The organism is Pannonibacter sp. (assembly GCF_051860505.1).
Lineage (GTDB): Bacteria > Pseudomonadota > Alphaproteobacteria > Rhizobiales > Stappiaceae > Pannonibacter.
In genome coordinates this window covers 20,165-42,858 of the sequence record NZ_JBHYDX010000026.1, presented here as the reverse complement: position 1 = coordinate 42,858, position 22,694 = coordinate 20,165, and the positions used below count along the sequence as shown (strand labels likewise).

The 22,694-nt window shown below is 63.2% G+C and carries 22 protein-coding genes and 1 other RNA gene; 11 read left to right on the top strand and 12 right to left on the bottom strand.

The genetic code is table 11. The features are described 5' to 3' along the window. Window positions 1-101 precede the first annotated feature (101 nt). Complete coding sequence (locus ACTIFE_RS16850; protein WP_439530325.1) at window positions 102-836, top strand: DUF1013 domain-containing protein; 735 nt, start codon at window positions 102-104, stop codon at window positions 834-836. 301 nt (window positions 837-1,137) lie between these two features. On the opposite strand, the gene ACTIFE_RS16845 is transcribed toward ACTIFE_RS16850, so the two are convergent. The 12 genes from ACTIFE_RS16845 to tkt all read right to left on the bottom strand — a co-directional run bounded on the left by ACTIFE_RS16845 (window position 1,138) and on the right by tkt (window position 13,867). Next, on the bottom strand, window positions 1,138-2,169 hold the full coding sequence (locus tag ACTIFE_RS16845) for a peptidoglycan -binding protein (protein WP_439530324.1): 1,032 nt from the start codon (window positions 2,167-2,169) through the stop codon (window positions 1,138-1,140). Between the two features lie 4 nt (window positions 2,170-2,173). After that, the gene (locus tag ACTIFE_RS16840; RefSeq protein ID WP_439530323.1) at window positions 2,174-3,169 is read right to left on the bottom strand and encodes a flagellar motor protein MotA; all 996 of its coding nucleotides are present in this window, start codon (window positions 3,167-3,169) and stop codon (window positions 2,174-2,176) included. Between the two features lie 171 nt (window positions 3,170-3,340). Beyond that, window positions 3,341-4,135, bottom strand: a complete 795-nt coding sequence (locus ACTIFE_RS16835) for an inositol monophosphatase family protein (protein WP_439530322.1) — start codon at window positions 4,133-4,135, stop codon at window positions 3,341-3,343. Between the two features lie 79 nt (window positions 4,136-4,214). Continuing rightward, entirely contained in the window at window positions 4,215-4,778 is a 564-nt protein-coding gene (efp, locus tag ACTIFE_RS16830) for an elongation factor P (protein ID WP_439530321.1), read from the bottom strand. Between the two features lie 138 nt (window positions 4,779-4,916). Next, on the bottom strand, window positions 4,917-6,161 hold the full coding sequence (locus ACTIFE_RS16825) for a tetratricopeptide repeat protein (protein ID WP_439530320.1): 1,245 nt from the start codon (window positions 6,159-6,161) through the stop codon (window positions 4,917-4,919). Further along, window positions 6,161-6,802 carry a thiamine phosphate synthase gene (locus tag ACTIFE_RS16820; protein WP_439530319.1) on the bottom strand — a complete coding sequence of 214 codons (642 nt, stop codon included), beginning with the start codon at window positions 6,800-6,802 and terminating at the stop codon, window positions 6,161-6,163. The genes ACTIFE_RS16825 and ACTIFE_RS16820 overlap by 1 nt, the downstream gene beginning before the upstream one ends. 452 nt (window positions 6,803-7,254) lie before the next feature. Next, on the bottom strand, window positions 7,255-8,322 hold the full coding sequence (gene fba, locus ACTIFE_RS16815; RefSeq protein WP_439530318.1) for a class II fructose-bisphosphate aldolase: 1,068 nt from the start codon (window positions 8,320-8,322) through the stop codon (window positions 7,255-7,257). A 510-nt stretch (window positions 8,323-8,832) separates the two neighbouring features. Next, on the bottom strand, window positions 8,833-10,026 hold the full coding sequence (locus ACTIFE_RS16810; protein WP_439530317.1) for a phosphoglycerate kinase: 1,194 nt from the start codon (window positions 10,024-10,026) through the stop codon (window positions 8,833-8,835). Next, a complete protein-coding gene (locus ACTIFE_RS16805) occupies window positions 10,023-10,328 on the bottom strand; it encodes a ribonuclease (protein ID WP_439530316.1) in 306 nt (101 codons plus the stop codon). The genes ACTIFE_RS16810 and ACTIFE_RS16805 overlap by 4 nt, the downstream gene beginning before the upstream one ends. 68 nt (window positions 10,329-10,396) lie before the next feature. Then, the gene (locus tag ACTIFE_RS16800) at window positions 10,397-10,684 is read right to left on the bottom strand and encodes a hypothetical protein (protein ID WP_157757112.1); all 288 of its coding nucleotides are present in this window, start codon (window positions 10,682-10,684) and stop codon (window positions 10,397-10,399) included. Window positions 10,685-10,710: 26 nt separating this feature from the next. After that, window positions 10,711-11,721, bottom strand: a complete 1,011-nt coding sequence (gene gap / locus ACTIFE_RS16795; protein WP_439530315.1) for a type I glyceraldehyde-3-phosphate dehydrogenase — start codon at window positions 11,719-11,721, stop codon at window positions 10,711-10,713. A gap of 157 nt (window positions 11,722-11,878) precedes the next feature. After that, window positions 11,879-13,867, bottom strand: a complete 1,989-nt coding sequence (tkt, locus tag ACTIFE_RS16790; RefSeq protein WP_439530314.1) for a transketolase — start codon at window positions 13,865-13,867, stop codon at window positions 11,879-11,881. A 578-nt stretch (window positions 13,868-14,445) separates the two neighbouring features. Between tkt and ACTIFE_RS16785 the strand changes: the two genes are divergently transcribed. The 10 genes from ACTIFE_RS16785 (at window position 14,446) to ACTIFE_RS16740 (ending at window position 22,592) form a co-directional block, all read left to right on the top strand. Next, window positions 14,446-14,742 carry a DUF4164 domain-containing protein gene (locus tag ACTIFE_RS16785; RefSeq protein WP_106751436.1) on the top strand — a complete coding sequence of 99 codons (297 nt, stop codon included), beginning with the start codon at window positions 14,446-14,448 and terminating at the stop codon, window positions 14,740-14,742. Between the two features lie 8 nt (window positions 14,743-14,750). Further along, complete coding sequence (locus tag ACTIFE_RS16780) at window positions 14,751-15,122, top strand: cell division protein ZapA (RefSeq protein WP_439530313.1); 372 nt, start codon at window positions 14,751-14,753, stop codon at window positions 15,120-15,122. Window positions 15,123-15,195: 73 nt separating this feature from the next. Beyond that, a non-coding RNA gene (gene ssrS, locus ACTIFE_RS16775) (6S RNA) lies at window positions 15,196-15,352 on the top strand. A gap of 54 nt (window positions 15,353-15,406) precedes the next feature. Continuing rightward, the gene (locus tag ACTIFE_RS16770; protein ID WP_439530312.1) at window positions 15,407-16,021 is read left to right on the top strand and encodes a 5-formyltetrahydrofolate cyclo-ligase; all 615 of its coding nucleotides are present in this window, start codon (window positions 15,407-15,409) and stop codon (window positions 16,019-16,021) included. Next, window positions 16,018-16,842, top strand: coding sequence for a TIGR00282 family metallophosphoesterase (locus ACTIFE_RS16765; RefSeq protein ID WP_439530311.1), 825 nt, complete (start codon window positions 16,018-16,020; stop codon window positions 16,840-16,842). Before ACTIFE_RS16770 ends, ACTIFE_RS16765 begins: the two co-directional genes overlap by 4 nt. A 117-nt stretch (window positions 16,843-16,959) precedes the next feature. Then, window positions 16,960-17,706 (top strand): YebC/PmpR family DNA-binding transcriptional regulator, encoded by a 747-nt coding sequence (locus ACTIFE_RS16760; protein ID WP_439530310.1) that lies wholly within the window; start codon window positions 16,960-16,962, stop codon window positions 17,704-17,706. 338 nt (window positions 17,707-18,044) lie between these two features. Beyond that, a complete protein-coding gene (ruvC, locus tag ACTIFE_RS16755; protein ID WP_439530309.1) occupies window positions 18,045-18,584 on the top strand; it encodes a crossover junction endodeoxyribonuclease RuvC in 540 nt (179 codons plus the stop codon). Then, window positions 18,581-19,201 carry a Holliday junction branch migration protein RuvA gene (gene ruvA, locus ACTIFE_RS16750; protein ID WP_439530308.1) on the top strand — a complete coding sequence of 207 codons (621 nt, stop codon included), beginning with the start codon at window positions 18,581-18,583 and terminating at the stop codon, window positions 19,199-19,201. Before ruvC ends, ruvA begins: the two co-directional genes overlap by 4 nt. Window positions 19,202-19,247: 46 nt before the next feature. Next, window positions 19,248-20,294 carry a Holliday junction branch migration DNA helicase RuvB gene (gene ruvB / locus ACTIFE_RS16745; RefSeq protein WP_439530307.1) on the top strand — a complete coding sequence of 349 codons (1,047 nt, stop codon included), beginning with the start codon at window positions 19,248-19,250 and terminating at the stop codon, window positions 20,292-20,294. Between the two features lie 198 nt (window positions 20,295-20,492). Then, a complete protein-coding gene (locus ACTIFE_RS16740) occupies window positions 20,493-22,592 on the top strand; it encodes a methyl-accepting chemotaxis protein (protein WP_439530306.1) in 2,100 nt (699 codons plus the stop codon). Window positions 22,593-22,694: the final 102 nt, after the last annotated feature.

The window sequence follows — 22,694 nt, the reverse complement described above, 5'->3', positions numbered from 1 at the left end:
CGGCGTCACCACGTATATTGTCGGCAATCTCCAATCATTCACATCGCACTATCGCTTTTTCGCCCGGCCAGGCGAGGGAGCCGCCAGGAGGACTTTAGCCGATGTCGAACACGCCGCTCATGCCGAAGGCGACCGCCGTCTGGCTCGTCGACAACACGTCGCTGAGTTTCACGCAGATCGCAGCCTTCTGCAAACTGCATCCGCTCGAAGTGAAAGCCATCGCCGATGGCGAAGCGGCCCAGGGCATCAAGGGTCTTGATCCGATCATCACCGGCCAGCTCAGCCGTGATGAGGTCGAGCGGGCGCAACGCGATCCGGCTTATCAGCTCAAGCTGCAGGGCTCGAAGGTTGTCGTTCCGGAAAACAAGCGTCGTGGCCCGCGTTACACGCCGGTGTCGCGTCGCCAGGACCGTCCGAACGCGATCCTCTGGCTCGTCCGCAACCACCCGGAACTCAAGGACGCGCAGATCATGCGTCTGGTCGGTACCACCAAGCCGACCATCGCGGCCATCCGTGACCGTACGCACTGGAATTCCAGCAGCCTGACCCCGTCGGATCCGGTGACCCTGGGTCTGTGCTCCCAGCTCGAGCTGGATCTCGAGGTCGAGCGCGCATCGAAGAACGCCCCGCCGCGTCCGGAGACGGATTACAGCGAACTGCTTGCTCCGGTCGAGGAGACCACCAGCGACGAAGCGATCGCTGCTGCCTTCACCCGTGATCGCCGCCCGCGCGAAGAGGAAGAGGCAATCGATGCCGATGCCGTCTTCGCCAAGCTCAACTCGCTCAAGAAGTCCCGCAAGGATGAGGACGAGGAAGAGGACGACTTCCGCTTCTGAGCAGTTCAGACGCGCGACATGCAAAAAGGCCGCTGGTTTCCGGCGGCCTTTTTTGTTTGCAGATATCTACTCCGATGTCACCCCGGGCGGAGCGAAGCGGAGACCCGGGGCCTACTCGTTCGCAGAGCGGCAACTGATTGGGCGACCGCGCGTCATGCGCCTTCGCGGCAGAAATTCTTCACATTCAATCGCTGCAACGCTCTGCAAGCGAGTAGGCCCCGGCTCTCGCGTTGCTCGGCCGGGGTGACGTGGTGCTTCACTGCAATGCGGGCCCGAGTCCAACGCGCGTCCAAGATCCCACTCAGCGCTCGGTCAGCTTCAGCTCGATACGGCGGTTGCGGGCGTTGATGTCCGGCGTGTCACCCGGCTCCAGCGGCTGGAACTCGCCGAAGCCTGCTGCGACAAGCCGTTTCGGGCTCACCCCCTTCTCGATCAGGTAACGGACAACGGAAATGGCGCGGGCGGCGGACAGTTCCCAGTTGTTGCGCAGCCGCCCCGTTCCGGAGAGCGGAACGGCGTCGGTGTGGCCGTCAACGCGCAGCACCCAGGTGATCTCCGACGGGATCTGGCTTTCCAGTTCGAGGATCGCCTCGGCCAGCTTGTCGAGTTCCCCGCGGCCGTTGGGATTGATGTCTTCCGCTCCCGAAGCGAACAGCACCTCGGACTGGAACACAAACCGGTCGCCGACAACCCGGATGTCGGAGCGCTGCGACAGGATCTCGCGCAGGCGACCGAAGAAGTCGGAACGATAGCGGTTCAGTTCCTGCACACGCTGCACCAGAGCCGCATTGAGGCGGCGGCCGAGGCTGGCGATCTTGGCCTGGCTTTCCTGCTCCTTGGACTCAGAAGCTTCCAGCGCGGCATTGGCGGCGGCAAGCTGGCGGCGCAGGGCGGCAATCTGCTGGTTGAGCAGTTCGACCTGTGCCATCGCGCGCTGGCTGATCTGGCGCTCGTCGTCCAGCGCGCCTTCCAGTGTTGCCAGCTGGCCGCCAGCACTGGCGGCGGCGCCGTCGCGGGCTTCCAGCAGGCCGGACAGCCGGTCGCGATCAGCGGTCAGGTCGCCGAGGCTGTTCTGCAATGTTGCGATGGTTGTTTCCAGCTCAGCGCTGGAGGCGCGTTCCAGCGCCAGCAGTTCGGTCAATTCGCTGATCTGGGCATTGAGGCGAGCCAGCACACTGTCGCGGCCGGAGAGTTGCTGGCTCAGGAAGAACTGCGCCACCATGAAGATGGACAGCAGGAAAATCAGCACCAGAAGCAGCGTGGTCAGGGCGTCCACGAAGCTTGGCCAGTAGTCCATCTCCTGGACGCGCCGGCGCCCGCGCGACGAGGCCATCGGCTTACTCCTTGGCCCGGTCGAAGGCGGCCGAGATGGAGGTCAGCAGAGCTTCGATCCGCTTCTGCTGCGCCGATTGCGTTTCGGACCATTCGCGCATCATCTGCTGCTCGGAGCGCACATGCTTGACGAGGCCCTGGATGCCTTCGGCGAGGTTCGCCATTGCCTGGTTTGCCGCCTTGCCGCCGCCTTCCTCGATGGCCCGGTTGAGCCGCTCGAGGGTGAGCTGCAGCTTGTCGAGATCACCTGATGCGCCACTGGCCTGCACGGTCCGGTCTTCCGGCTCGATGGCGGTCACCGTCGACAGCCAGTCTTCCAGCTCGGTGTAGAACCGGTTCTGCGCCTGTCCGGCCTGCAGATCAAGAAAGCCGAGCACCAGGGAGCCGGTGAGGCCGAACAGCGAGGACGAGAACGCGGTGCCCATGCCCGAAAGCGGCGCTTCGAGGCCTGCCTTCAGGTCGCTGAAGATGGTATTGGCATCTCCCGAACCGACATCCAGCGACTGGATTGTGGAACTGACCGATCCCACCGTCTGCAACAGGCCCCAGAAGGTGCCGAGCAGGCCGAGGAACACCAGAAGCCCGGTCATGTAGCGGGCAATCTCGCGCGCTTCGTCCAGACGCATGCCGATGGAATCGAGGATCGAGCGGGCCGTGGCCGGCGTCAGCGCCATTTCGCCGACCTTGTTGCCCAGCAGCGTTGCCATCGGTGCCAGCAGCACCGGAGGCCGGCGCACCTCGATGCCAGGGTCACCAATCCGGAAGCCGTTGACCCAGTGGATTTCCGGGAACAGGCGAATGACGCGGCCGAAGGTCAGAAAGATGCCGAAGACGCCGACGAGCACGATCAGGCCATTGAGGCCCGGGCTGCTCATGAAGGCGACGGCGATCTGCTGGTTCAGGATGAAGGCGAGGAAAGCGATGATCACCAGGAAGATGATCATGATCGACAGGTATGCCTTCGGGCTGGACAGGCTGTAAGGGTCGAAATCACGGGCCATGAGCTGCCAAGCTTTCGCCTGTTGCGGGTGGCCCCTGTGATAGCGCGATTTCAAAGCGGTTGAAAACCGTTAATCGCGCGATGACAAAAGGTTAATCACGGGTAAATGCCCGCCCGAGTGTTCGGACGGGCGGTTTGCCATGGCTGTCTGCGGCTGGAGGGCGGTGCCGGTTCAGTCGGCGGCGTTCTTCAGCAGCTTGTAGAGCTGACCGCGGACGAACTCGTTGCCGGCAATGATCGAGCCGGTTTCAAGCATGGTGTCCTTGCCGTTGATGTCGCTGACGAAGCCGCCGGCCTCGCGCACCATCAAAAGGCCGGCTGCAATATCCCACGCATTGAGCCCGTGTTCCCAGAAGCCATCGAGGCGACCGGAGGCCACGAAGGCAAGGTCGAGTGCTGCGGCGCCGCAGCGGCGGATGCCGGCGACTTCAGGCATGACGTAGCGCAGTTCTTTCAGGGCCCGGCCGTGGTCGCCCTTGCCGAGGAACGGCAGGCCGGTGCCGATCAGGCAGTCCGGCAGGGCGGAGCGGGTGGCGACGCGCAGGCGGCGGTCGTTCATGAACACGCCGCGCCCGCGTTCGCAGGTGTAGAGTTCGTCCATGACCGGATTGAAGATGACGCCCGCAACGATCTGGCCCTGGCGTTCCAGTGCGATCGAGATGGCGAACAGCGGGATGCCGTGCAGGAAGTTGGTGGTGCCGTCGAGCGGGTCGACGATCCAGCGGTGCTGGCCGTCCTCGCCTTCGATCTCCCCGCTCTCCTCCATCAGGAGGCCATAACCGGGGCGCGCCTTGGTCAGCTCGGCCCGGATGACTTCCTCGGCGCGCCGGTCGGCAGCGGACACAAAGTCGCTCGGGCCCTTGCGGGAAACCTGCAGGTTTTCGACTTCGCCGAAATCGCGCACGAGGGCACGACCGGCCTTCATCGCTGCCTGGACCATCACGTTGAGGATAGCTGTACGTGCCATGGGGATCTGCCAGATTAAATTGGTTCAGCGCCAGAATGGCGCTGAACACTGAACAAATTGAAACCGGAAAGTGGCAGCGTCACTCGGCGCGGCGCACATACTCCACGGTGGTGGTGTCGACGATGATCTTTTCGCCGGCGGTGATGAACGGCGGAACAAGCACGCGCACGCCGTTTTCAAGGATGGCCGGCTTGTAGGACGACGACTGGGTCTGGCCCTTCACCACGGCATCCGCTTCAGTGATCTGCAGCGTCACGAACTGCGGCAGGTTGATGCCGATCGGGCGCTCTTCGTGCATTTCCACGGTGACCATCATGCCGTCCTGCAGGAAGGCTGCGCGGTCGCCAACGAAATCCTTCTGCAGCTCAAGCTGCTCGTAGGTTTCGGTGTCCATGAAAATCAGGGCATCTTCCTGGACGAACAGGAACTGGAAGTCCTTCTGCTCCAGGCGAACGCGCTCGACCTTGTCTTCCGAACGGAAGCGTTCGTTGAGCTTGCGGCCGTCGATGAGGTTCTTCATTTCAACCTGGGCGAAGGCGCCGCCCTTGCCTGGCTTGACATGGTCCACCTTGACCACAGCCCACAGCGTTTCCTGGTGCTGCAGTACGTTGCCGGGCTTGATCTCGTTACCGTTGATCTTCATTTGACGACCGATTGCTTGGGGCGTGAATACGGGGCGGCTGCCGTTGCGCTGGCCTTGCAGCCACGCCGGTTCCGACGAGCCGCCTGTCCACCACAAATCGGCCCCGGATTCAAGGGAAAAAGCCAGGGAGACGCCGGATCAGGGCGACGCGGCGGCTGGATCCTGCTGTTTCGGAAGCAGGGAGGCGCTTAATTCCTCTGCCCGTTTCATGGCCTTGTCGACGGTTTCCTTGTCGAGCGATCCGACGTAGCCGTCGAGTTCCAGATCCGAAAGGCCGATGGCCCGGGCCACATAATGCCACGCGGTCGCCTCGACCGGATCAATCTCGCGCCCTCGGCCGAAGGCGTAAATGCGGGCCAGGCGGTTCATGCCAACCGGATTGCCGGCGATGGCGGCGCGCTCGAACCAGTCGGCAGCCTCCTTTTCGTCCGGCTCGACGCCGCGCCCCTGGAACCGCAGGATGCCGTAGTAAACCTGTGCCGACAGATGCCCGCGCCGGGCGGCGCGGCCGAGCCAGTTCGCGCCCTTGATCGGATCGCGAACGGTCTCGTTGCCTTCCAGGAACTGCAGGCCGAGCGCATATTGCGCCTCGACATCCTCCAGCTCAGCTGCCTGCTGCAGCAGGCGATTGGCCTCAGCCTCATTGTAGGGCCGGCCTTCGCCGGACTGGTACAAGATGGCAAGATTGTACATGGCGGCTGGATTGCCGGCCCCAGCGGCGCTCTCGAACAGGTCGGCGGCTCTTTTCTTGTCGGCCGCGACGCCGTCCCCGGTCAGATACATCTGGCCAAGCCGATAGGCAGCGCCCATGTCTCCGGCTGCAGCGGCGAGCTGGTACCATTCGGCGGCCTTGGTCTTGTCCTGGGCGATGCCCAGTCCGGTCTCATGCAGCACACCGACGAGTGTCTGGGCTGCCTTGTCCCCCGCTTCGGCCAATGGCATGGCGACGGCGAGGGTGGTCAGATAGAGGCCGCGCTGGAACACGCCATAGGCGAAGTCAGCGGTCACTGGCTCGCCCGGCTCCATGAAAGGGGCTCCGGCGTCGAGCAGCATCGGCAGCGGCGGGATCGCCGGGGCTGGAGTGGCAGGCGACCCCTCCGCCGGGGGCGGGGTAGTGGCCGCTCCCGGGGCGGGCGTTGTGCCGGCTTCAGGTGCTGGGGCCCCCGGCTCCGCTTGCTGCGTCGAAGAAGCAGCCGGTGCGTCCGGGGCAGGGTTTGGCTGGGGCGTTGCTGTTTGCGCAAGGGCGGGCAGGGTTGCAACGGTCATCACCGCCGCTGCCAGCATGTGCCGCAGCGGCAATCGCCGCAGTTTCACGCAGTCGTATGGCTGCGCGTTGGCAGACAACCGGGCGGTCGGACCTGTTTTCGCAAACAGCACTGCCATCAGCTTTCCTCTTCGAAGGGATGCTGCTCGAGAATCACATTGGCCGCGCGAACAGCGGCGGCCGGCCCGTCCGGATGGTGCCAGACGGCATCCTTGAGGGCAACGAAGTCCGCGCCGGTTGCTGCTGTCTCGTCGAGGGTTGCAAGGTCGTTGCCGCCGAGCGCGACGCAAGGGGTAGAGAACAGTTCGGCCCACCACTCGGCCCGCTCCAGCGTCTTGCCGTGGGCGGCGGCTTGTTCTTCCAGATCCAGGCGGCCGAGCATCAGATAGTCGACGCCGGCTTCAGCGATCTCCATTTCCTCGTGCTTCAGCTTGGTGCCGCCAGCGCCCACAATCCGCGCAGGCTGCAGGCTTTCCAGCGCCAGCTTGATGTCTTCAAAGGTGGTGTCGACATGCGCGCCATCGGCACCGGTGCGGCCGGCCACCTGGGTGTCGCGATAGACGAGGGCGGCCGCGCCTGCCTTCTGGATCACCGGAACCAGCTTGGCCGCCGTCTCCTGCAGGTCACGGCTGTTGGCGTCCGGCTGGTAGATGAGCACGCAGGCGACATCGCCGCCGCTCAGCGCATCTTCAAGGCGCGGCAGGAATTCGGCAACGTCAAACTGCGGCGGAGTAATCAGATAAAGGCGAGGGCGGTTCACGGCGTCATCCGTCAGTTGGCGCCCGGCGTTCGGGCGCATGGAACATAGCTATGTCCCTAAAGACGGCAAAAGCACGACGCAAGCACGGGTTCTGCGTTTGGACCGGTTGGCGAGCGAAAACGTCTGTGAGGGTAGGTCCTCGCATCGCAAATGCCGGCCAACCGCGGAACCAGCAACCGTCATTCCGGACAAGGTGAGCGACAGCGAACCGCAGATCCGGAATCCAGAGATCAGCCGCGCGGAGCGCGACAAAACAGACCCGGTAGCTGCAGGAACGCCAAATCCGATATGCGCTCGCTCACGCTTGCACAGAAGCGCTGGATTCCGGATCTGCGGTTCGCTGTCGCTCACCTTGTCCGGAATGACGACAGAGTGGCCGCGTTGGCAAAGAAAACGAAAAAGCCGGAGCAGTGCCCCGGCCTTCGTGACTGTCTGACCTTTGCGCTGACCGCTTATGCGATCTTGGCGTCGAGGGCGCCGCTCTTGTAGCGGGCGGCCATTTCCGAGAGGGTGAGGACCTTCTTGATCTTGGAGGCCTGGCCGGCGGTGTTGAAGGCTTCGAGGCGCAGCTTGCACAGCTTGGTCATGGCGTCGCGGGCCGGCTTCAGATACTTGCGCGGATCGAACTCGCCCGGGTTCTCGGCCAGGATCTTGCGGATCTGGCCGGTCATCGCCATGCGGTTGTCGGTGTCGATGTTGATCTTGCGCACGCCGTTCTTGATGCCGCGCTGGATTTCCTCGATCGGCACCCCCCAGGTCTGGGGCATCTTGCCGCCGTACTGGTTGATGATGTCCTGCAGGTCCTGCGGCACCGAGGAGGAGCCGTGCATGACCAGGTGGGTTTCCGGCAGGCGGCGGTGGATTTCCTCGATCACATGCATGGCAAGGATCGCGCCGTCCGGTTTGCGGGTGAACTTGTAGGCGCCGTGGCTGGTGCCCATGGCGATGGCCAGCGCGTCGACGCGGGTCTCGCGCACGAACTTCACCGCCTCTTCCGGATCGGTTAGGAGCTGGTCGTGGCTGAGCTGGCCTTCGGCGCCATGGCCGTCTTCCGCCTCGCCCATGCCGCTTTCCAGGCTGCCAAGCACGCCGAGTTCGCCCTCGACGGAGATGCCGCCCAGATGCGCCATGTCGGTGACGGTCTTGGTCACGCCAACGTTGTAGGCCCAGTCAGCCGGGGTCTTGCCGTCGGCCTTCAGCGAGCCGTCCATCATCACTGAGGTGAAGCCGGCCTGGATCGCGGTCATGCAGGTCGCCGGCTCGTTGCCGTGGTCGAGATGCACGCAGACCGGGATGTGCGGGTAGATTTCCGTGACCGCGTCCATCATGTGCTTCAGCATCACGTCATGGGCGTAGGAGCGGGCCCCGCGCGAAGCCTGGATGATCACCGGCGCGTCGAGGGCATCAGCCGCTTCCATGATCGAAAGCGCCTGTTCCATGTTGTTGATGTTGAAGGCCGGTACACCATAGTCATGCTCTGCAGCATGATCGAGCAGCTGGCGAAGCGTAATACGTGCCATGATTAACTCCCGTCGTCCGGCGACTTGCGATGTCGGCAGTATGCCTGTCCACCAGCATGCTGTCGCCCTGCGTCAAAGGCTCGCGTGGTTCTAACAAAACACTGCGGATTTGGAAGGTGGGGCCTGAAGACATAAATCAATTAAAATGCTGAAACTTGAGCGAATTCTGGCAACAGATTTAATTTGGCGCTTGAAATATATGAGCCAGCCAAGGCGAAAAAGCGAGGCGGTTCGGCTCATTTGGGAGGCGGCTGATCGCCCCGCCGGTGTCACCCCGGGCGAGCAACGCGAGACCCGGGGCCTACTCGTTCGCAGAGCGGTGGTTCACGCGTGGGATCAGCGCGTCAATACGAGCGTTCCTGTACATCGTGTTGTCAAAAGGCTCTGGAAGCGAGTAGGCCCCGGCTCGCGCTACGCTTGGCCGGGGTGACTCGGAACAAGGGCTGGGCAACATCGAAGTCTCCCCAAAAAAAGAGGCGGCCCGATGGACCGCCTCTAGAAAACGTCCGCTCAGGCGCCGAGTGCCTTGACGCCCGGCAGGTCCTTGCCTTCCAGCCATTCGAGGAAGGCGCCGCCTGCCGTCGAGACATAGGAGAAATCGCCGGCTGCCCCGGCGTGGTTCAGCGCTGCGACCGTGTCGCCGCCACCGGCGACGGACAGCAGCTTGCCGTCCATGGTGCGGGCGGCCGCGTGCTGGGCGGCGGCAACCGTGGCGCGGTCGAAGGGCTCGATCTCGAACGCACCCAGCGGGCCGTTCCAGACCAGCGTGGCGGCGCCGTCGATCTTGGTCTTGACCGTTGCAATCGAAGCCGCACCCACGTCCAGCATCATTGCATCCGCCGGGATCGCGTTCAGGCCGACGGTCTCGTTGGCAGCGCCTGCCTTGAACTCACGGGCAACGACCGCATCCACCGGCAGCACGATCTCGCAGCCGGACTTTTCGGCAGCGGCCATGATCTTGCGTGCGGTGTCGGCGAGGTCATGCTCGCACAGGGACTTGCCGACGTTGACGCCCTTGGCTGCGAGGAAGGTGTTGGCCATGCCACCGCCGATGACGAGCAGGTCAACCTTGCCGACGAGGTTTTCGAGAAGGTCGATCTTGGAGGACACCTTCGCGCCGCCGACAACTGCCAGAACCGGACGCTTCGGCTGGCCGAGCGCGGCGCTGAGAGCGGTCAGTTCGGCCTGCATGGAGCGGCCGGCGAAGGCCGGAAGCAGATGGGCCAGACCTTCGGTCGAGGCATGGGCGCGGTGGGCGGCGGAGAACGCATCGTTGACGTATGCGTCACCGTTTTCGGCCAGCGCCTTGGCGAAATCCGCGCCGTTCTTTTCTTCCGCCTTGTGGAAGCGGGTGTTCTCCAGCAGCAGGATGTCGCCATTGCCGAGCTTGGCAACGGCGTCAGCAGCAGCGGCGCCGATGCAGTCGCTGGCGAAGGCGACCGGACGGCCGACGACGGCGGCAACGGCGGGGGCAACCGGCGCAAGGCTCATGTCGGCGACTACTTCGCCGTTCGGACGGCCGAAATGCGCGAGCAGGATCACCTTGGCACCCATGGCCGACAGGTCGCGGATCGTCGGGGCAACGGCGCGGATCCGCGTGTCGTCGGTGATCTTGCCGTCCTTCATCGGGACGTTGAGGTCAACGCGGACGAGGACGCGCTTACCGGCGGCATCCTTGATGTCGTCGATGGTCTTGAAGGTCATGGCTGAGCGTATCTCATTACGGTGAAAACAATGGCGCTTCCTGCTCCCCACGTGGTGACGAGTGCAAGCACCAGCTGAAACATTGTCGGCATTGCCGAAAGTTTGTCCGCCAGTCCGGAAAGGCGTCCCTCAATCCCTGACAGTCTGCCGTCAAGTTTGGCGGCATTGACCTCAAGGCTGGTCAGGCTTTTCTTGAAATCTTTATTGTCCTCGGCAATCTGGCGGATTGCAGGCTCAAGTCTGGAAAGTGCCGTCTCGATACGGGAACAGGTCGCTTCGAGAGCAGCCACACGCTGTTCCATCGTCGTTCCTCCTGATCCCCCTCCAGACTGGGGTTCCTTACCCGTTGGAAAGGGGACAATGCTCGCCATCAGGATTCACCCTTTTCTGGAAGCATGTTGATCAAAATCTTGGTCAGATGCTGCTCAATGTGGCCGCAACGCCTGCAAACAAGTGTCGTGACAGGGCGTATGCCCGCACGTTCTGAAGCCAGTATTATATCCGGAACTTCACCGAAGCTGAAGCCAGGAGGGGACAGATCTTGAGACATATAAAAGCCGTCATGGCTGCATCGAAGACAGCGGAGATTGGGAAACCGGTCTGATATCAAATCAACCAGTTGCCTAAAGTCTTCCACCGGCTTCGATGCGTCGTCCATGAACTTACCCCTTTAGGGTAAAGCTATCAGATCAGCTTGGCCAGCGCCACAGCGGTGTCCGACATGCGGTTGGAGAAGCCCCACTCGTTGTCGTACCAGCTCATGACGCGCACCAGGGTGCCGTCCATGACCTTGGTCTGGTCCATGTGGAAGATGGACGAGTGGCTGTCATGGTTGAAGTCGATGGACACCAGCGGCTCGTCGGTGAAGCCGAGGATGCCCTTGAGGCGGCCGTTGGCAGCATCACGGATGGCGCCGTTGACTTCTTCGACGGTGGTGGCGCGCTTGGCGATGAACTTGAAGTCCACGACCGAGACATTCGGGGTCGGCACGCGCACGGACACGCCGTCCAGCTTGCCGTTCAGTTCCGGCAGCACGAGGCCGACGGCCTTGGCGGCACCGGTCGAGGTCGGGATCATCGACATCGCGGCAGCGCGGGCGCGGTACAGGTCCTTGTGCATGGTGTCCAGGGTCGGCTGGTCACCGGTGTAGGAGTGAATGGTGGTCATGAAGCCCTTCTCGATGCCGATGGCGGCATTGAGGACATAGGCGACAGGAGCCAGGCAGTTGGTGGTGCAGGAAGCGTTGGAGACGACCATGTCGGTCGCGGTCAGCGCTTCGTGGTTGACGCCGAACACGATGGTCTTGTCAGCGCCATTGGACGGAGCGGAGACCAGCACGCGCTTGGCGCCGGCGGCCAGATGCGCTTCGGCCTTCGGCTTGTCGGTGAAAATGCCCGTGCATTCCATGGCGACATCAACGCCAAGGGCTGCGTGCGGCAGATCTTTCGGATCGCGGATCGCGGTGACCTTGATCGGGTTGCCGCCATTGATGCGGATGCTGTCACCTTCGACCGTCACGGTCGCGGGGAACTTGCCATGGACCGAGTCATAGCGCAGCAGATGCGCGTTGGTCTCAACCGGGCCCAGGTCATTGATGTGCACGACTTCAATGTCAGTGCGGCCGGATTCGACAATCGCGCGCAGCACATTGCGGCCGATGCGGCCAAAGCCATTGATAGAAACCTTCGTCACCATGAGACACTCCCGAGCAAGCATGGCGCCATTCTGTCAGGCGCGCAGTTACCGGTCCCGCGACCGGGCCGGCAGTCCGAGGGATGGAGGGCTCCACCCCGCATGAGGGACGTGCCCACGTTGAAGCGGGCACGTCAGTCAACCTGTGATGCAGTCAGCCTCAGGCGGCCAGACCCGCCTTTGCCGCAGCCGCCACGGCGTCCGCCGTGATGCCGAAGTGGGCGTAGAGTTCCTTGTAGGGGCCCGAGGCGCCGAAGCCGGTCATTCCGACGAACACGCCGTCATTGCCGATGAAGCGGTCCCAGCCCATGCGGATGCCGGCCTCGACCGCGATCTTGACCTTGGACGTGCCGATGACGGCGGCCTGGTAGTCGGTCGACTGCAGTTCGAACAGCTCGAAACACGGCACCGAAACAACACGGGCGGAAACGCCTTCGGCTTCCAGCTTGGCGCGGGCGTCCATGGCAATCTCGACTTCCGAGCCGGAGGCGAAGATCGTCACGTCTGCGGTCTCGTCCGTGTCGGCCAGAACATAGGCGCCGCGGGCGCAGAGGTTCTCTTCCTCGAAGGTCTTGCGCTGGGCAACCAGACCCTGACGGGTCAGAGCCAGAACGGACGGGGTCTTCGAGGCAGTCAAGGCCAGCTGCCAGCACTCCAGCGTCTCGGTCACATCGGCCGGACGGAAGAAGTTGAGGTTCGGGATGGCGCGCAGCGAGGCATAGTGCTCGACCGGCTGGTGCGTCGGGCCGTCTTCGCCAAGGCCAATGGAATCGTGGGTCATCACGTGGATGACGCGCTGTTCCATCAGGGCTGCGAGGCGCAGCGACGGGCGGCAATAGTCGGCGAACACGAGGAATGTGCCGGAATAGGGGATCATGCCGCCATGCAGCGCCATGCCGTTCATCGCGGCGGCCATGCCGTGCTCGCGGATGCCCCAGTGGATGTAGCGGCCGGAGAAGTCATCCGGGGTGACCGGCTTGGTCTGGGCCGTCTTGGTGTTGTTGGAACCGGTGAGATCGGCGGAGCCGCCGATGGTTTCCGGAACCACCTCGTTGATGACGGTGAGCACGTTTTCCGACGCCTGGCGGGTGGCGAGCGTCGGGCGCTCGTCGGCCAGCTTCTGCTTGTAGGCCATCAGCGCCGGCTTCAGGGCCGCCGGCAGGTCACCGCGGTTGCGGCGCTCGAACTCGGCACGGGTTTCTGCGTCCGCAGCGGCAAAGCGCTTTTCCCAGTCCTTGTGGGCGTGGGCGGAGCGCAGGCCGGCAATGCGCCAGGCGTCCAGCACGTCGCTCGGGATCTCGAACGGTTCGTGCGACCAGTTCAGCGCCTTGCGGGTGGCCGCGATCTCGTCGGCGCCGAGCGGCGAGCCGTGCACCTTGGCGGTGCCGGCCTTGGTCGGCGAGCCGAAACCGATCACGGTCTTGGCGGCGATCAGGGTCGGGCGGTCGCTGTCCTGCGCCTTGCGGAAGGCGGCGGCGAGGGCAACCGGATCATGGCCGTCGACGCGGATGGTGTTCCACTTTGAGGCTTCGAAGCGGGCGATCTGGTCGGTGGAATCGGTCACATCGATCTTGCCGTCGATGGAGATGCCGTTGTCGTCCCAGATCACGATCAGCTTGTTCAGCTTCAGGTGGCCGGCCAGCGTCAGGGCTTCCTGGCTGATGCCTTCCATCAGGCAGCCGTCACCGGCCAGAACGTAGGTGTAGTGGTCGACCAGCGCCTCGCCGAAACGGGCAGCCTGCAGCTTCTCGGCAATGGCCATGCCGACGGCATTGGCGAGACCCTGGCCGAGCGGACCGGTGGTCGTCTCGATGCCGGCGCCGTGGCCGAACTCCGGGTGACCGGCGGTGCGGGCACCGATCTGGCGGAACTTCTTGATCTGGTCGAGCGGGAAGTCCTCATAGCCCAGCAGATAGAGCGTGGCATAGAGCAGCATCGAGCCATGGCCGGCAGACAGCACGAAGCGGTCACGGTCGGCCCAGTGTGGTGCGGTCGGGTCGAACTTCAGAACTTGCGTGAAAAGCACAGTGGCGATGTCAGCCGCGCCCATTGGCAGGCCGGGGTGACCGGACTTGGCCTTTTCCACCGCGTCCATGGCCAGGAAACGGATCGCATTGGCCATCCGGTGGTGCTTTTCGAGATCGGTCATGTTCATCCCGTTGCTTAGGAAGCGGCGTGCAACGCCGGCTTGAGAGGTTCGCGTCCTCCCGGCCACCACCCGCGCGACTCGCAGTCCGGCTGCCATGGCGGTCCGGAGGGGCGGAGCACACCGGGCAGCCTGACTTGTCCGGGCAGCCTTGGGAGGCCGGTTTAGGGCGCCCGACAAATAACAGGAACCTTGGTCCTGTCAACAAAGGCGAAGAAATCCCTAACGCATGGGTAAGGGCAGGGGAGAACCCGGAAAACCCCGCGATTGCGCCATTGACGGCGGATTCGGGCCTTGCGTAAAGTTACGAATGCGGCGGCAAGCGAATTCAAAAGCGTTAAGTTCGTTCATGACCTTATTGCGGTGCGCTCGCAGTTTGCTTTAGTTTTTGCGCGCTTGGTGGCAATCCGTGCTTTCGCCGGATATGTCTCGGGTGTCGAGCCTCATTTCGTGTCTCGAACGGTCGCTGTCGGTGGAGATCGTTTGCGCGGCATGGGTGCTGCCTTGGATCGAAGGCCGTGACAATGGGCGTTGCGCAGCCGGGCCCTCTCCCGACTGGCTGTGAAGGTGGATCAAAGCGGATGGCGGATTACGGCTCGGGGCAGAGCCATTCACTGGAAGCGGCCTTGGCGCGCTTGACGACGGCTCTGGGACACCTGGAGACGGCGGTCGGCCGGAGGCTGGACAGTGACCGTTCGCTGAATGCGCTGCAGGAAGATCTGCAGCGGCTGGGGGAGGACCGCTCCGAACTCGCTGCCGCGCTCGATCGCGCCGAAGGCCGCGCCAACGGATTGGAAGAAGCCAACCGCGACGTGTCGCGTCGGCTGGTCTCTGCAATGGAATCGATCCGTTCCGTTCTTGAAGCGCACGGAGGCTGAGCGGCTGCATGGCGCAGATATCAGTCACCATCAACGGACGGGCCTTTCGCATGGCCTGCGACGACGGCGAGGAAGAGCGGCTGATCGGCCTCGCCCGACGCTTCGATGGCTGCATCGAGGACCTGCGCAAGAGTTTCGGTGAAATTGGCGACCAGCGGCTGACGGTCATGGCCGGGATCATGGTGGTCGACGAATTGTCTGAACTGGAAAAGAAGATCCGGGTGCTTGAGCAGGAACTGGCCACGGCCCGCGAGGCCCGGATGCATGCGCTGGAACACCTCAACCGCAACGAGGCCAGTGTCATCGGACGCATCGACGAAGCCGCGCGCCGGATCGAAACCCTGGCCGATGGACTGACCCGCAGCCTGCGCGAGGAATGATGCGCACAGAAGCTTCACCGGCTTGCTGTTCGCCGGGCTGGTAATAGGGCTGGCCAAGGTCTATATCTGTCGGGCGTGGCTGCGCTTCACGTCAGGAACCATATCCCCGGGGCCTTACGCACTCCTTAGGGAGCTGTACTTGTCCAGGCTCGTGGGCCTGGGCACACGGCGCCCACCTACTTAGTAGGTTTCCCGGGATTGCGACTTCCAACGGTTGTTGTGGCTACGCACTTTTCCATCCGATCCTGCGTCACTCCCTGTGGCCCGCCTGGCCTGGAGGCAGCTTGACCGTTCACCCCGCTTCCCCGGCATCTGCTGCCATATCCGAACGCAAGGCTGCCGTGCGGGCGCTGGCACTCGGCCGGCGCGCGGCCTTGTCTGTCGCCGATCGCATCGAGGCCTCGCTGGCGCTCTGCGAGGCCGTTGACATGCTGGATCTTGACCCTGTTTCGGTTGTCGCCGGCTTCTGGCCCATCCGGGACGAGATCGACCCACGCCCGCTGATGCATGCCCTTGGGCAAAGGGGGCATCCGCTGTGCCTGCCGGTCGTCGTAGGGCTGCGCCTGATTTTCCGCCGCCTGGACCGGGAGACGACGCTGGTCAAGGCCGGGTTCGGTACCATCGTGCCGGGCGATGCCTCGCCCGAGCTGCGTCCGGATGTGCTGCTGATGCCGCTGTCCGCCTATGACGCCAACGGCTGGCGGCTTGGTTATGGTCGCGGCTTCTATGACACGGCTATTGCCGGATTTGCGGCGGACGGCCATCCGGTTCGCCGGATCGGACTTGCCTTTTCGGTGCAGGAGGTGGATCACGTGCCGACTGAACCCCACGACCAGCGGCTTGAGGCGATCCTGACGGAGCGCGGCCTTGCCCGGTTTAACGAGCGCGAGGGCGCATGAGACTGTTATTTCTGGGTGATCTGGTCGGCCGGGCGGGCCGCAATGCCGTGATCGATGCCTTGCCGGGCCTGGTGTCCGATCATCATCTCGACTTCGTCATCGTCAATGGCGAGAACTCCGCCTCCGGTTTCGGCATCACCGAGGAGATCCTCCAGGACGTGCTGGATGCCGGGGCGGATGTGGTCACGACAGGCAATCATATCTGGGACCAGCGCGAAACCCTCGTCTATATCGAGCGCCAGCCGCGCCTGCTGCGCCCGGTCAATTACCCGCCCGGCACGCCAGGTCGCGGCGTCAACCTCTTTACTGCCCGTAACGGTGCCAGGGTTGCCGTGGTCAATGTCATGGGCCGTGTCTACATGGATGCGCTCGACGATCCGTTTGCCTGTGTCGAGAAGGCCATCGCCGACTGCCCGCTCGGCCTTGTCGCCGATGCCATCGTTGTCGACATGCATGCCGAGGCGACCAGCGAAAAGCAGGCGATGGGTCATTTCCTGGATGGCCGTGTCAGCCTTGTTGTCGGCACGCACACCCATGTGCCGACGGCCGATCACCAGATCCTCACCGGTGGTACAGCCTATCTGTCGGATGCCGGCATGTGCGGCGACTATGACAGCGTGCTCGGCATGGAGAAGGATGAGCCGCTGAACCGGTTCCTCCGCAAGGTGCCCGGAGCCCGTTTCACACCAGCGCAAGGCGAGGCAACGATCTGCGGCGTTGCGGTCGAGACAGATGACCGCACCGGCCTTGCCACGGCCATTTCACCGCTTCGGATCGGCGGCCGCCTTGATCCGGTCTTGCCGTCCTTCTGGCTGTCGTAAGAGCGAGGCCCCGGCTCTGCAATGATCCGAAGGGCAGGGTGGCTGGATTTTGTTGCGCGCTTTGCCTATAAGCGGCGCATTCTCCACGCGTAAGCAAGCTCAACTGCCGGGAAGACCATGGCCGGACATTCACAGTTCAAGAACATCATGCATCGCAAGGGCCGCCAGGATGCGGTCCGGTCGAAGCTGTTTTCAAAGCTCTCCAAGGAAATCACCGTTGCTGCCAAGCATGGTGACCCCGATCCGGCTGCCAACCCGCGCCTGCGTCTGGCGATCCAGAACGCCAAGGCCCAGTCGATGCCCAAGGACAATATCCAGCGGGCCATCAACAAGTCTCAGGGGGGCGATGCCGAGTCCTATGACGAGATCCGCTACGAGGGTTACGGCCCCGGAGGCGTTGCCATCATCGTAGAGGCATTGACCGACAACCGCAACCGCACGGCGCCGAACGTCCGCTCCTACTTCGCCAAGTGCGGCGGGGCGATGGGCGAAACCGGTTCGGTCTCATTCATGTTCGACAAGGTCGGCGAGATCCTCTATCCGGCCAAGGCCGGGGCTGCGGATGCCGTGCTGGAAGCAGCGATCGAGGCCGGTGCCGAGGACGTCCAGTCGGACGCCGAGAGCCACACCATCATCTGCGCCTTCGAGGACCTTGGGGATGTGTCCAAGGCGCTCGAGGCGACGCTGGGCGAGCCGGAGTCCGTCAAGATTATCTGGAAGCCGCAGAACCTCATCCCGGTCGACGCCGAAAAGGCCCAGACTCTGATGAAGCTCGTTGGTCTCCTCGAAGACGACGACGACGTCCAGAATGTCTACGCCAACTTCGACATCGACGAAGACACCATGGCCAGCCTCGCAGGCTGACGGCCAGATCATGCTTGTCCAATCCCGGCCGTTTGCTGGGGTTGGACTGTTGCTACACCTCTGCCCCACTCAAGTCATCCCGGCCAAGCGCAGCGCTGAGCCGGGACCGGAGGGTCGAGGTGCCGATGTTTGAATGAGTAAACGTCGCAGACGCTTTGGCTCTCCGGTCCCGGATCTCCGCTTCGCTGCGTCCGGGATGACCAATGAGAGGCAGGCAGCACTACTTCCCTCGCCACGCGACGTTTTCCGCAGCGCCAATCATCGAAAACGAGCTGTTCTCCTCCCCCCTGACCGTCTGTGCTGGCGTCGGGGCGCGAGTTTTGTTACCGCTTTGTTCTATGAACCATCCGATTCGAATCCTCGGGATTGATCCCGGTCTGCGCCGTACCGGCTGGGGTCTCATTGAGGCGCTGGGCAACCGGTTGAGCTTTGTGGCTGCAGGGACGGTCACCTCCAGCGAGAAAAATGATCTGGCCGAACGTCTGGTGCAGTTGCATGACGGGTTGCAGCAGGTAATTGCCACGCAGTCGCCACATGAGGCGGCCGTCGAACTGACCTTCGTCAACAAGGATGCCGGCGCGACGCTGAAACTCGGCCAGGCGCGCGGCATTGCGCTGCTGGTACCGTCGCTGCATGGGCTTGCCGTGTCTGAATACGCGCCGAACCTCGTGAAGAAGACCGTGGTCGGCACCGGCCACGCGGAAAAGGACCAGATCCGCCACATGGTCAAGATCCTGCTTCCCAAGGCAAAGTTCGACAGCGACGATGCGGCGGATGCGCTGGCGATTGCGGTTTGTCATGCCCATCACCGGGGGGCGGCCAGCTTGGAAACAAAAATGGCGGCAAAGATCGCCGCAGCCACGAGAGGTGCGGCATGATCGGAAAACTCAAGGGTACGATCGACAGCTTCGGCGAGGACCATCTGATCCTCGATGTGCATGGGGTCGGATATCAGGTCTTCTGCCCCTCGCGTGTGCTGCAGCAGCTGCCGCGCGCGGGCGAGGCGGCCGTGCTGTTCATCGAGACCATCGTGCGCGAGGACATGATCCGTCTCTACGGCTTTGCCTCCGAGGCGGAGCGCGAATGGTTCCGGCTTCTCATGACCGTGCAGGGCGTCGGGGCAAAAGTCGCTCTTGCGGTTCTCGGCGTGATGAAGGCCAGCGATGTGGCGACCGCGATTGCCCTTGGCGACAAGACCGCACTTTCCCGCGCGCCGGGCGTTGGCAAGCGTGTCGCCGAGCGTCTCGTTATTGAGCTGAAGGACAAGGCGCCGGGGTATTCGGCGCTGGACGCTGAGACGCTGGCCGTGGCGCAGACAGTCAGCGAGAATGTCGCCGTCCGTCCGGTCGCCGAGGCAGTTTCGGCGCTGAGCAATCTGGGCTATGCCCCGGCGCAGGCGAGCGCGGCGGTGGCCAAGGCCGTGAAATCGGCCGGGGAGGGGGCAACAACGGAAACCCTCATCCGCCTCGGCCTCAAGGAACTGGCGGTCCAGTAACCGGTTTGCCGGCAGTGCGCTGCCGCGGCGTGGAAAGTGAAGGCGTATGGACGACAGCGAACGGCTGGTCAGCCCGCAGATCCGGGGCGACGAAATCGACACCACCATGCGGCCGCAGTCGCTGGACGAGTTTGTCGGCCAGGCACAGGCGCGCGCCAATCTCAAGGTGTTTATCGGCGCGGCAAAGGCGCGCGGTGAGGCGCTGGACCACGTGCTGTTCGTCGGTCCTCCGGGGCTCGGCAAGACGACGCTGGCGCAGATCATGGCACGCGAGCTTGGCGTCAACTTCCGGGCGACATCCGGCCCCGTCATTGCCAAGGCGGGTGATCTGGCCGCGCTGCTGACCAATCTCGAAGAACGTGATGTTCTGTTCATCGACGAGATCCATCGCCTCAGCCCGGCGGTGGAAGAAGTGCTCTATCCGGCGATGGAGGATTTCCAGCTCGATCTGATTATCGGCGAAGGTCCGGCGGCGCGCTCGGTGAAGATTGACCTTGCCAAGTTCACGCTTGTTGCCGCCACCACGCGCCTCGGCCTGCTGACCACGCCGCTGCGCGACCGTTTCGGCATTCCGGTCCGGCTCGAGTTCTATACGGTCGAGGAACTGGAGCATATCGTCAATCGCGGTGCCCGCCTGCTGGGCATTGGCATGGCGCCGGATGGTGCCCGTGAAATCGCCCGCCGTGCCCGGGGTACGCCCCGCATTGCCGGACGTCTCTTGCGCCGGGTGCGTGATTTTACCGTCTATGCCGGCAACGACACCGTGGACCGGGCAACCGCCGACCGGGCCTTGTCGCAGCTCGAAGTCGACAGCGCCGGTCTCGACAGCCTTGACCGCCGCTACCTGACACAGATTGCCCTGAACTTCGGCGGCGGCCCCGTCGGGATTGAAACGATTGCGGCAGCCTTGTCCGAGCCACGCGATGCGATCGAGGAGATCGTCGAGCCGTTCCTGATTCAGAACGGATTTATTCAGCGCACGCCACGCGGGCGGATCCTGACGCCGCAATCGTTTAGGCATCTCGGCTTGGCCGTCCCTCCGCGCCCGGATGCTCCGCAGCTCGGACTTTTTTCAGAAGAGCCCGATGCCTGACCCAGCAACGTCAAGTTACGGGGAATGCTCGGATTTTAAGCATGTTCTAGGCTGTCGATGCAGATTATCCAGACTAACTGTTTCTGGAACTAGTGAGAATTTGGGATACTGCTGGATCGGGTTAAGGTTTTTTTTGTGACTTTCCGCCACCGTCTAACAAAACCGGAGGGCGGGAACGCTGCTATGATCCTAAATCGCTTGTCTAACAAGATGGCTCTGATGTTCTTCATCGGCGCTTCTGTCATGTGCGCAGCCACTGTGCTGGTCACCTCGCAACTTGCTGGCCGCGTTGCCGATGAACAGGCCGCACGCGCCCTGAACAGTGCAACACTGGGCAAAAGCCAGACCCTCGCTCTGGCGCTCGCGCAGCGTCAGGACAGTGCCCGCTTCTTCGCGTCGGTCTCGGACGCCAAGGACGCGATGATGAAGATGACGGCTGGCTGGAAGGTTCTGAAAGAGAATCACACCGCCCAGTTGCGCAAGATTTTCGTTGACGACAACCCGAACCCGGCCGGCGAGCGCTACAAGCTCATCGAGCCGCAGGTCTCCAATTTCTATGCCAACAATCACAAGCCAATTCATCAATCGATGAGCAACCTGATCGGTCAGGGCCTGTTCAGCGATCTGATGCTGGTCGATGTGGATGGCAACGTGATCTACAGCTACCAGAAGGGCGAGGAGTTTGCGCGCAACCTGAACGCGCCTGAACTCAGCGAATCTGCCCTCAAGGCTGCTGTTGGGCCGCTGCTTGCAGCAAGCGATCGGACGCCAACCGGTATGCCTGCAATCGCGACATCCGGCTTCCGTGTTAGCCCTGAAGGCAACGTAGAGCTGCTGTTTGCCACGCCGGTGTTTTCGCATGACCGGTTCTTCGGCATCATCGGTTTCCAGATCGCGATGGACAAGCTGATCCCGCTGATCGTCAAGGAAAGCGGCGTTGGCCGGACGGAACATGCGCTCCTGGTCGACCCGAAGGGAGTTGCGGCGATCTTTGACGCCGGCGATGTTCAGGGCACGGCCGCGCCGCTGGCCCAGATCTCGACCGGATCCAACACCGTCGACATCACCGGCACTTCCTACCAGTACTCGACCGAGACCGGTGACCTGATGGGCACCAGCTATGCCGTCGGGTCTGCTGTCTCTGTGTCGGAACTGGCAGAAGCTGCCCGGGAGATCACTTTCGGTGCGATCATCACCGGTGTTGTCGCCTTGCTGCCGATTGTTGCTGTGATCTGGTTCCTGACCGCCCGCATGTTTGCCCCGTTGCAGGCCCTGGCCGGCGGCGCCCGTAAGATTGCCGACGGCGATCTTACTGTCGTGGTCAATGCGCTCGACCGCAAGGACGAGATCGGCGAGATGGCGCGCTGCGTCGAGGTGTTCAAGGACAATTCCATTGAACGCGAGCGCCTTGCTGAAGAACGTCGCGCCGGTCACGTCGCCCGTGAACAGCGTGAGCACGCGATTGACGCCATGATCAATTCCTTCCGCCATGAAGCACAGTCGGTGCTGAGCGCGGTGGAGGAGAACCTTGTGCATGTCGAGGAACTGTCGAGCGTCCTGAATGCGCGCGCTGCCGAAGCCGCGCAGCGTGGGTCGCAGGCCGTCATGGACTCCGAGAATGCTTCTGGGAACGTGCAGGCCGTGGCCTCTGCCACGGAAGAGCTGAACGCCTCGATCTCCGAAATCGCACGTCAGGTCGCCACAACGGCGGAAGTCGTCGGCCGGACCACGGCCAACGCCCAGTCGTCCAACGTCAAGATTGCCGGCCTTGCCCAGGCCGCCAACAAGATCGGTGAGGTCGTCGATCTCATCCGGGCGATTGCCGAGCAGACCAACCTTCTGGCGCTTAACGCGACCATTGAGGCTGCTCGCGCCGGCGAGGCCGGTCGCGGCTTTGCGGTCGTCGCCGCCGAAGTGAAGGAACTGGCCAACCAGACATCGAAGGCGACCGAGGAAATCTCGGCCCAGATCGCGGCGATCCAGGCCTCGACGTCCGATGCCGTGGACGAGATCGGTGAAGTGTCGCAGTCGATGGAAGAGGTGAACAGCTACACTGCCTCCATCGCCGGTGCCGTGCGTGAGCAGGGCGCGGCAACGGGCGAGATTTCGCGCAATGTGTCCGAAGCAGCCCGTGGCACGATGGCGGTGACCGGCGCGATTGCGACGCTCAACTCCGACATCACGGACAACTCCACGGCAGCCGAGACGATGCGTGAGGCCACCATCGCCATGAAGCGGCAGGCCGATACCCTGCGCCAGTCGGTCGAGCGCTTCCTGTCCCAGGTGGCCGCCGCCTGATCAGTGCCTGACTTGCAGTCTACGAACTTTGGGACCCCGCTTCGGCGGGGTCTTGCATGTCCGGTGCCTTGCGCCTAAGCCAAGGTCATCTCGCCGGAAAGG

Bases quoted from the DNA above. Each gene is read 5' to 3' on its own strand.
- ACTIFE_RS16850 (WP_439530325.1), top strand. From the start codon at position 102: ATGTCGAACACGCCGCTCATGCCGAAGGCGACCGCCGTCTGGCTCGTC.
- ACTIFE_RS16845 (WP_439530324.1), bottom strand. From the start codon at position 2,169: ATGGCCTCGTCGCGCGGGCGCCGGCGCGTCCAGGAGATGGACTACTGG.
- ACTIFE_RS16840 (WP_439530323.1), bottom strand. From the start codon at position 3,169: ATGGCCCGTGATTTCGACCCTTACAGCCTGTCCAGCCCGAAGGCATAC.
- ACTIFE_RS16835 (WP_439530322.1), bottom strand. From the start codon at position 4,135: ATGGCACGTACAGCTATCCTCAACGTGATGGTCCAGGCAGCGATGAAG.
- efp (WP_439530321.1), bottom strand. From the start codon at position 4,778: ATGAAGATCAACGGTAACGAGATCAAGCCCGGCAACGTACTGCAGCAC.
- ACTIFE_RS16825 (WP_439530320.1), bottom strand. From the start codon at position 6,161: ATGGCAGTGCTGTTTGCGAAAACAGGTCCGACCGCCCGGTTGTCTGCC.
- fba (WP_439530318.1), bottom strand. From the start codon at position 8,322: ATGGCACGTATTACGCTTCGCCAGCTGCTCGATCATGCTGCAGAGCAT.
- ACTIFE_RS16810 (WP_439530317.1), bottom strand. From the start codon at position 10,026: ATGACCTTCAAGACCATCGACGACATCAAGGATGCCGCCGGTAAGCGC.
- ACTIFE_RS16805 (WP_439530316.1), bottom strand. From the start codon at position 10,328: ATGGAACAGCGTGTGGCTGCTCTCGAAGCGACCTGTTCCCGTATCGAG.
- ACTIFE_RS16800 (WP_157757112.1), bottom strand. From the start codon at position 10,684: ATGGACGACGCATCGAAGCCGGTGGAAGACTTTAGGCAACTGGTTGAT.
- gap (WP_439530315.1), bottom strand. From the start codon at position 11,721: ATGGTGACGAAGGTTTCTATCAATGGCTTTGGCCGCATCGGCCGCAAT.
- tkt (WP_439530314.1), bottom strand. From the start codon at position 13,867: ATGACCGATCTCGAAAAGCACCACCGGATGGCCAATGCGATCCGTTTC.
- ACTIFE_RS16785 (WP_106751436.1), top strand. From the start codon at position 14,446: ATGGCGGATTACGGCTCGGGGCAGAGCCATTCACTGGAAGCGGCCTTG.
- ACTIFE_RS16780 (WP_439530313.1), top strand. From the start codon at position 14,751: ATGGCGCAGATATCAGTCACCATCAACGGACGGGCCTTTCGCATGGCC.
- ACTIFE_RS16765 (WP_439530311.1), top strand. From the start codon at position 16,018: ATGAGACTGTTATTTCTGGGTGATCTGGTCGGCCGGGCGGGCCGCAAT.
- ACTIFE_RS16760 (WP_439530310.1), top strand. From the start codon at position 16,960: ATGGCCGGACATTCACAGTTCAAGAACATCATGCATCGCAAGGGCCGC.
- ruvC (WP_439530309.1), top strand. From the start codon at position 18,045: ATGAACCATCCGATTCGAATCCTCGGGATTGATCCCGGTCTGCGCCGT.
- ruvA (WP_439530308.1), top strand. From the start codon at position 18,581: ATGATCGGAAAACTCAAGGGTACGATCGACAGCTTCGGCGAGGACCAT.
- ruvB (WP_439530307.1), top strand. From the start codon at position 19,248: ATGGACGACAGCGAACGGCTGGTCAGCCCGCAGATCCGGGGCGACGAA.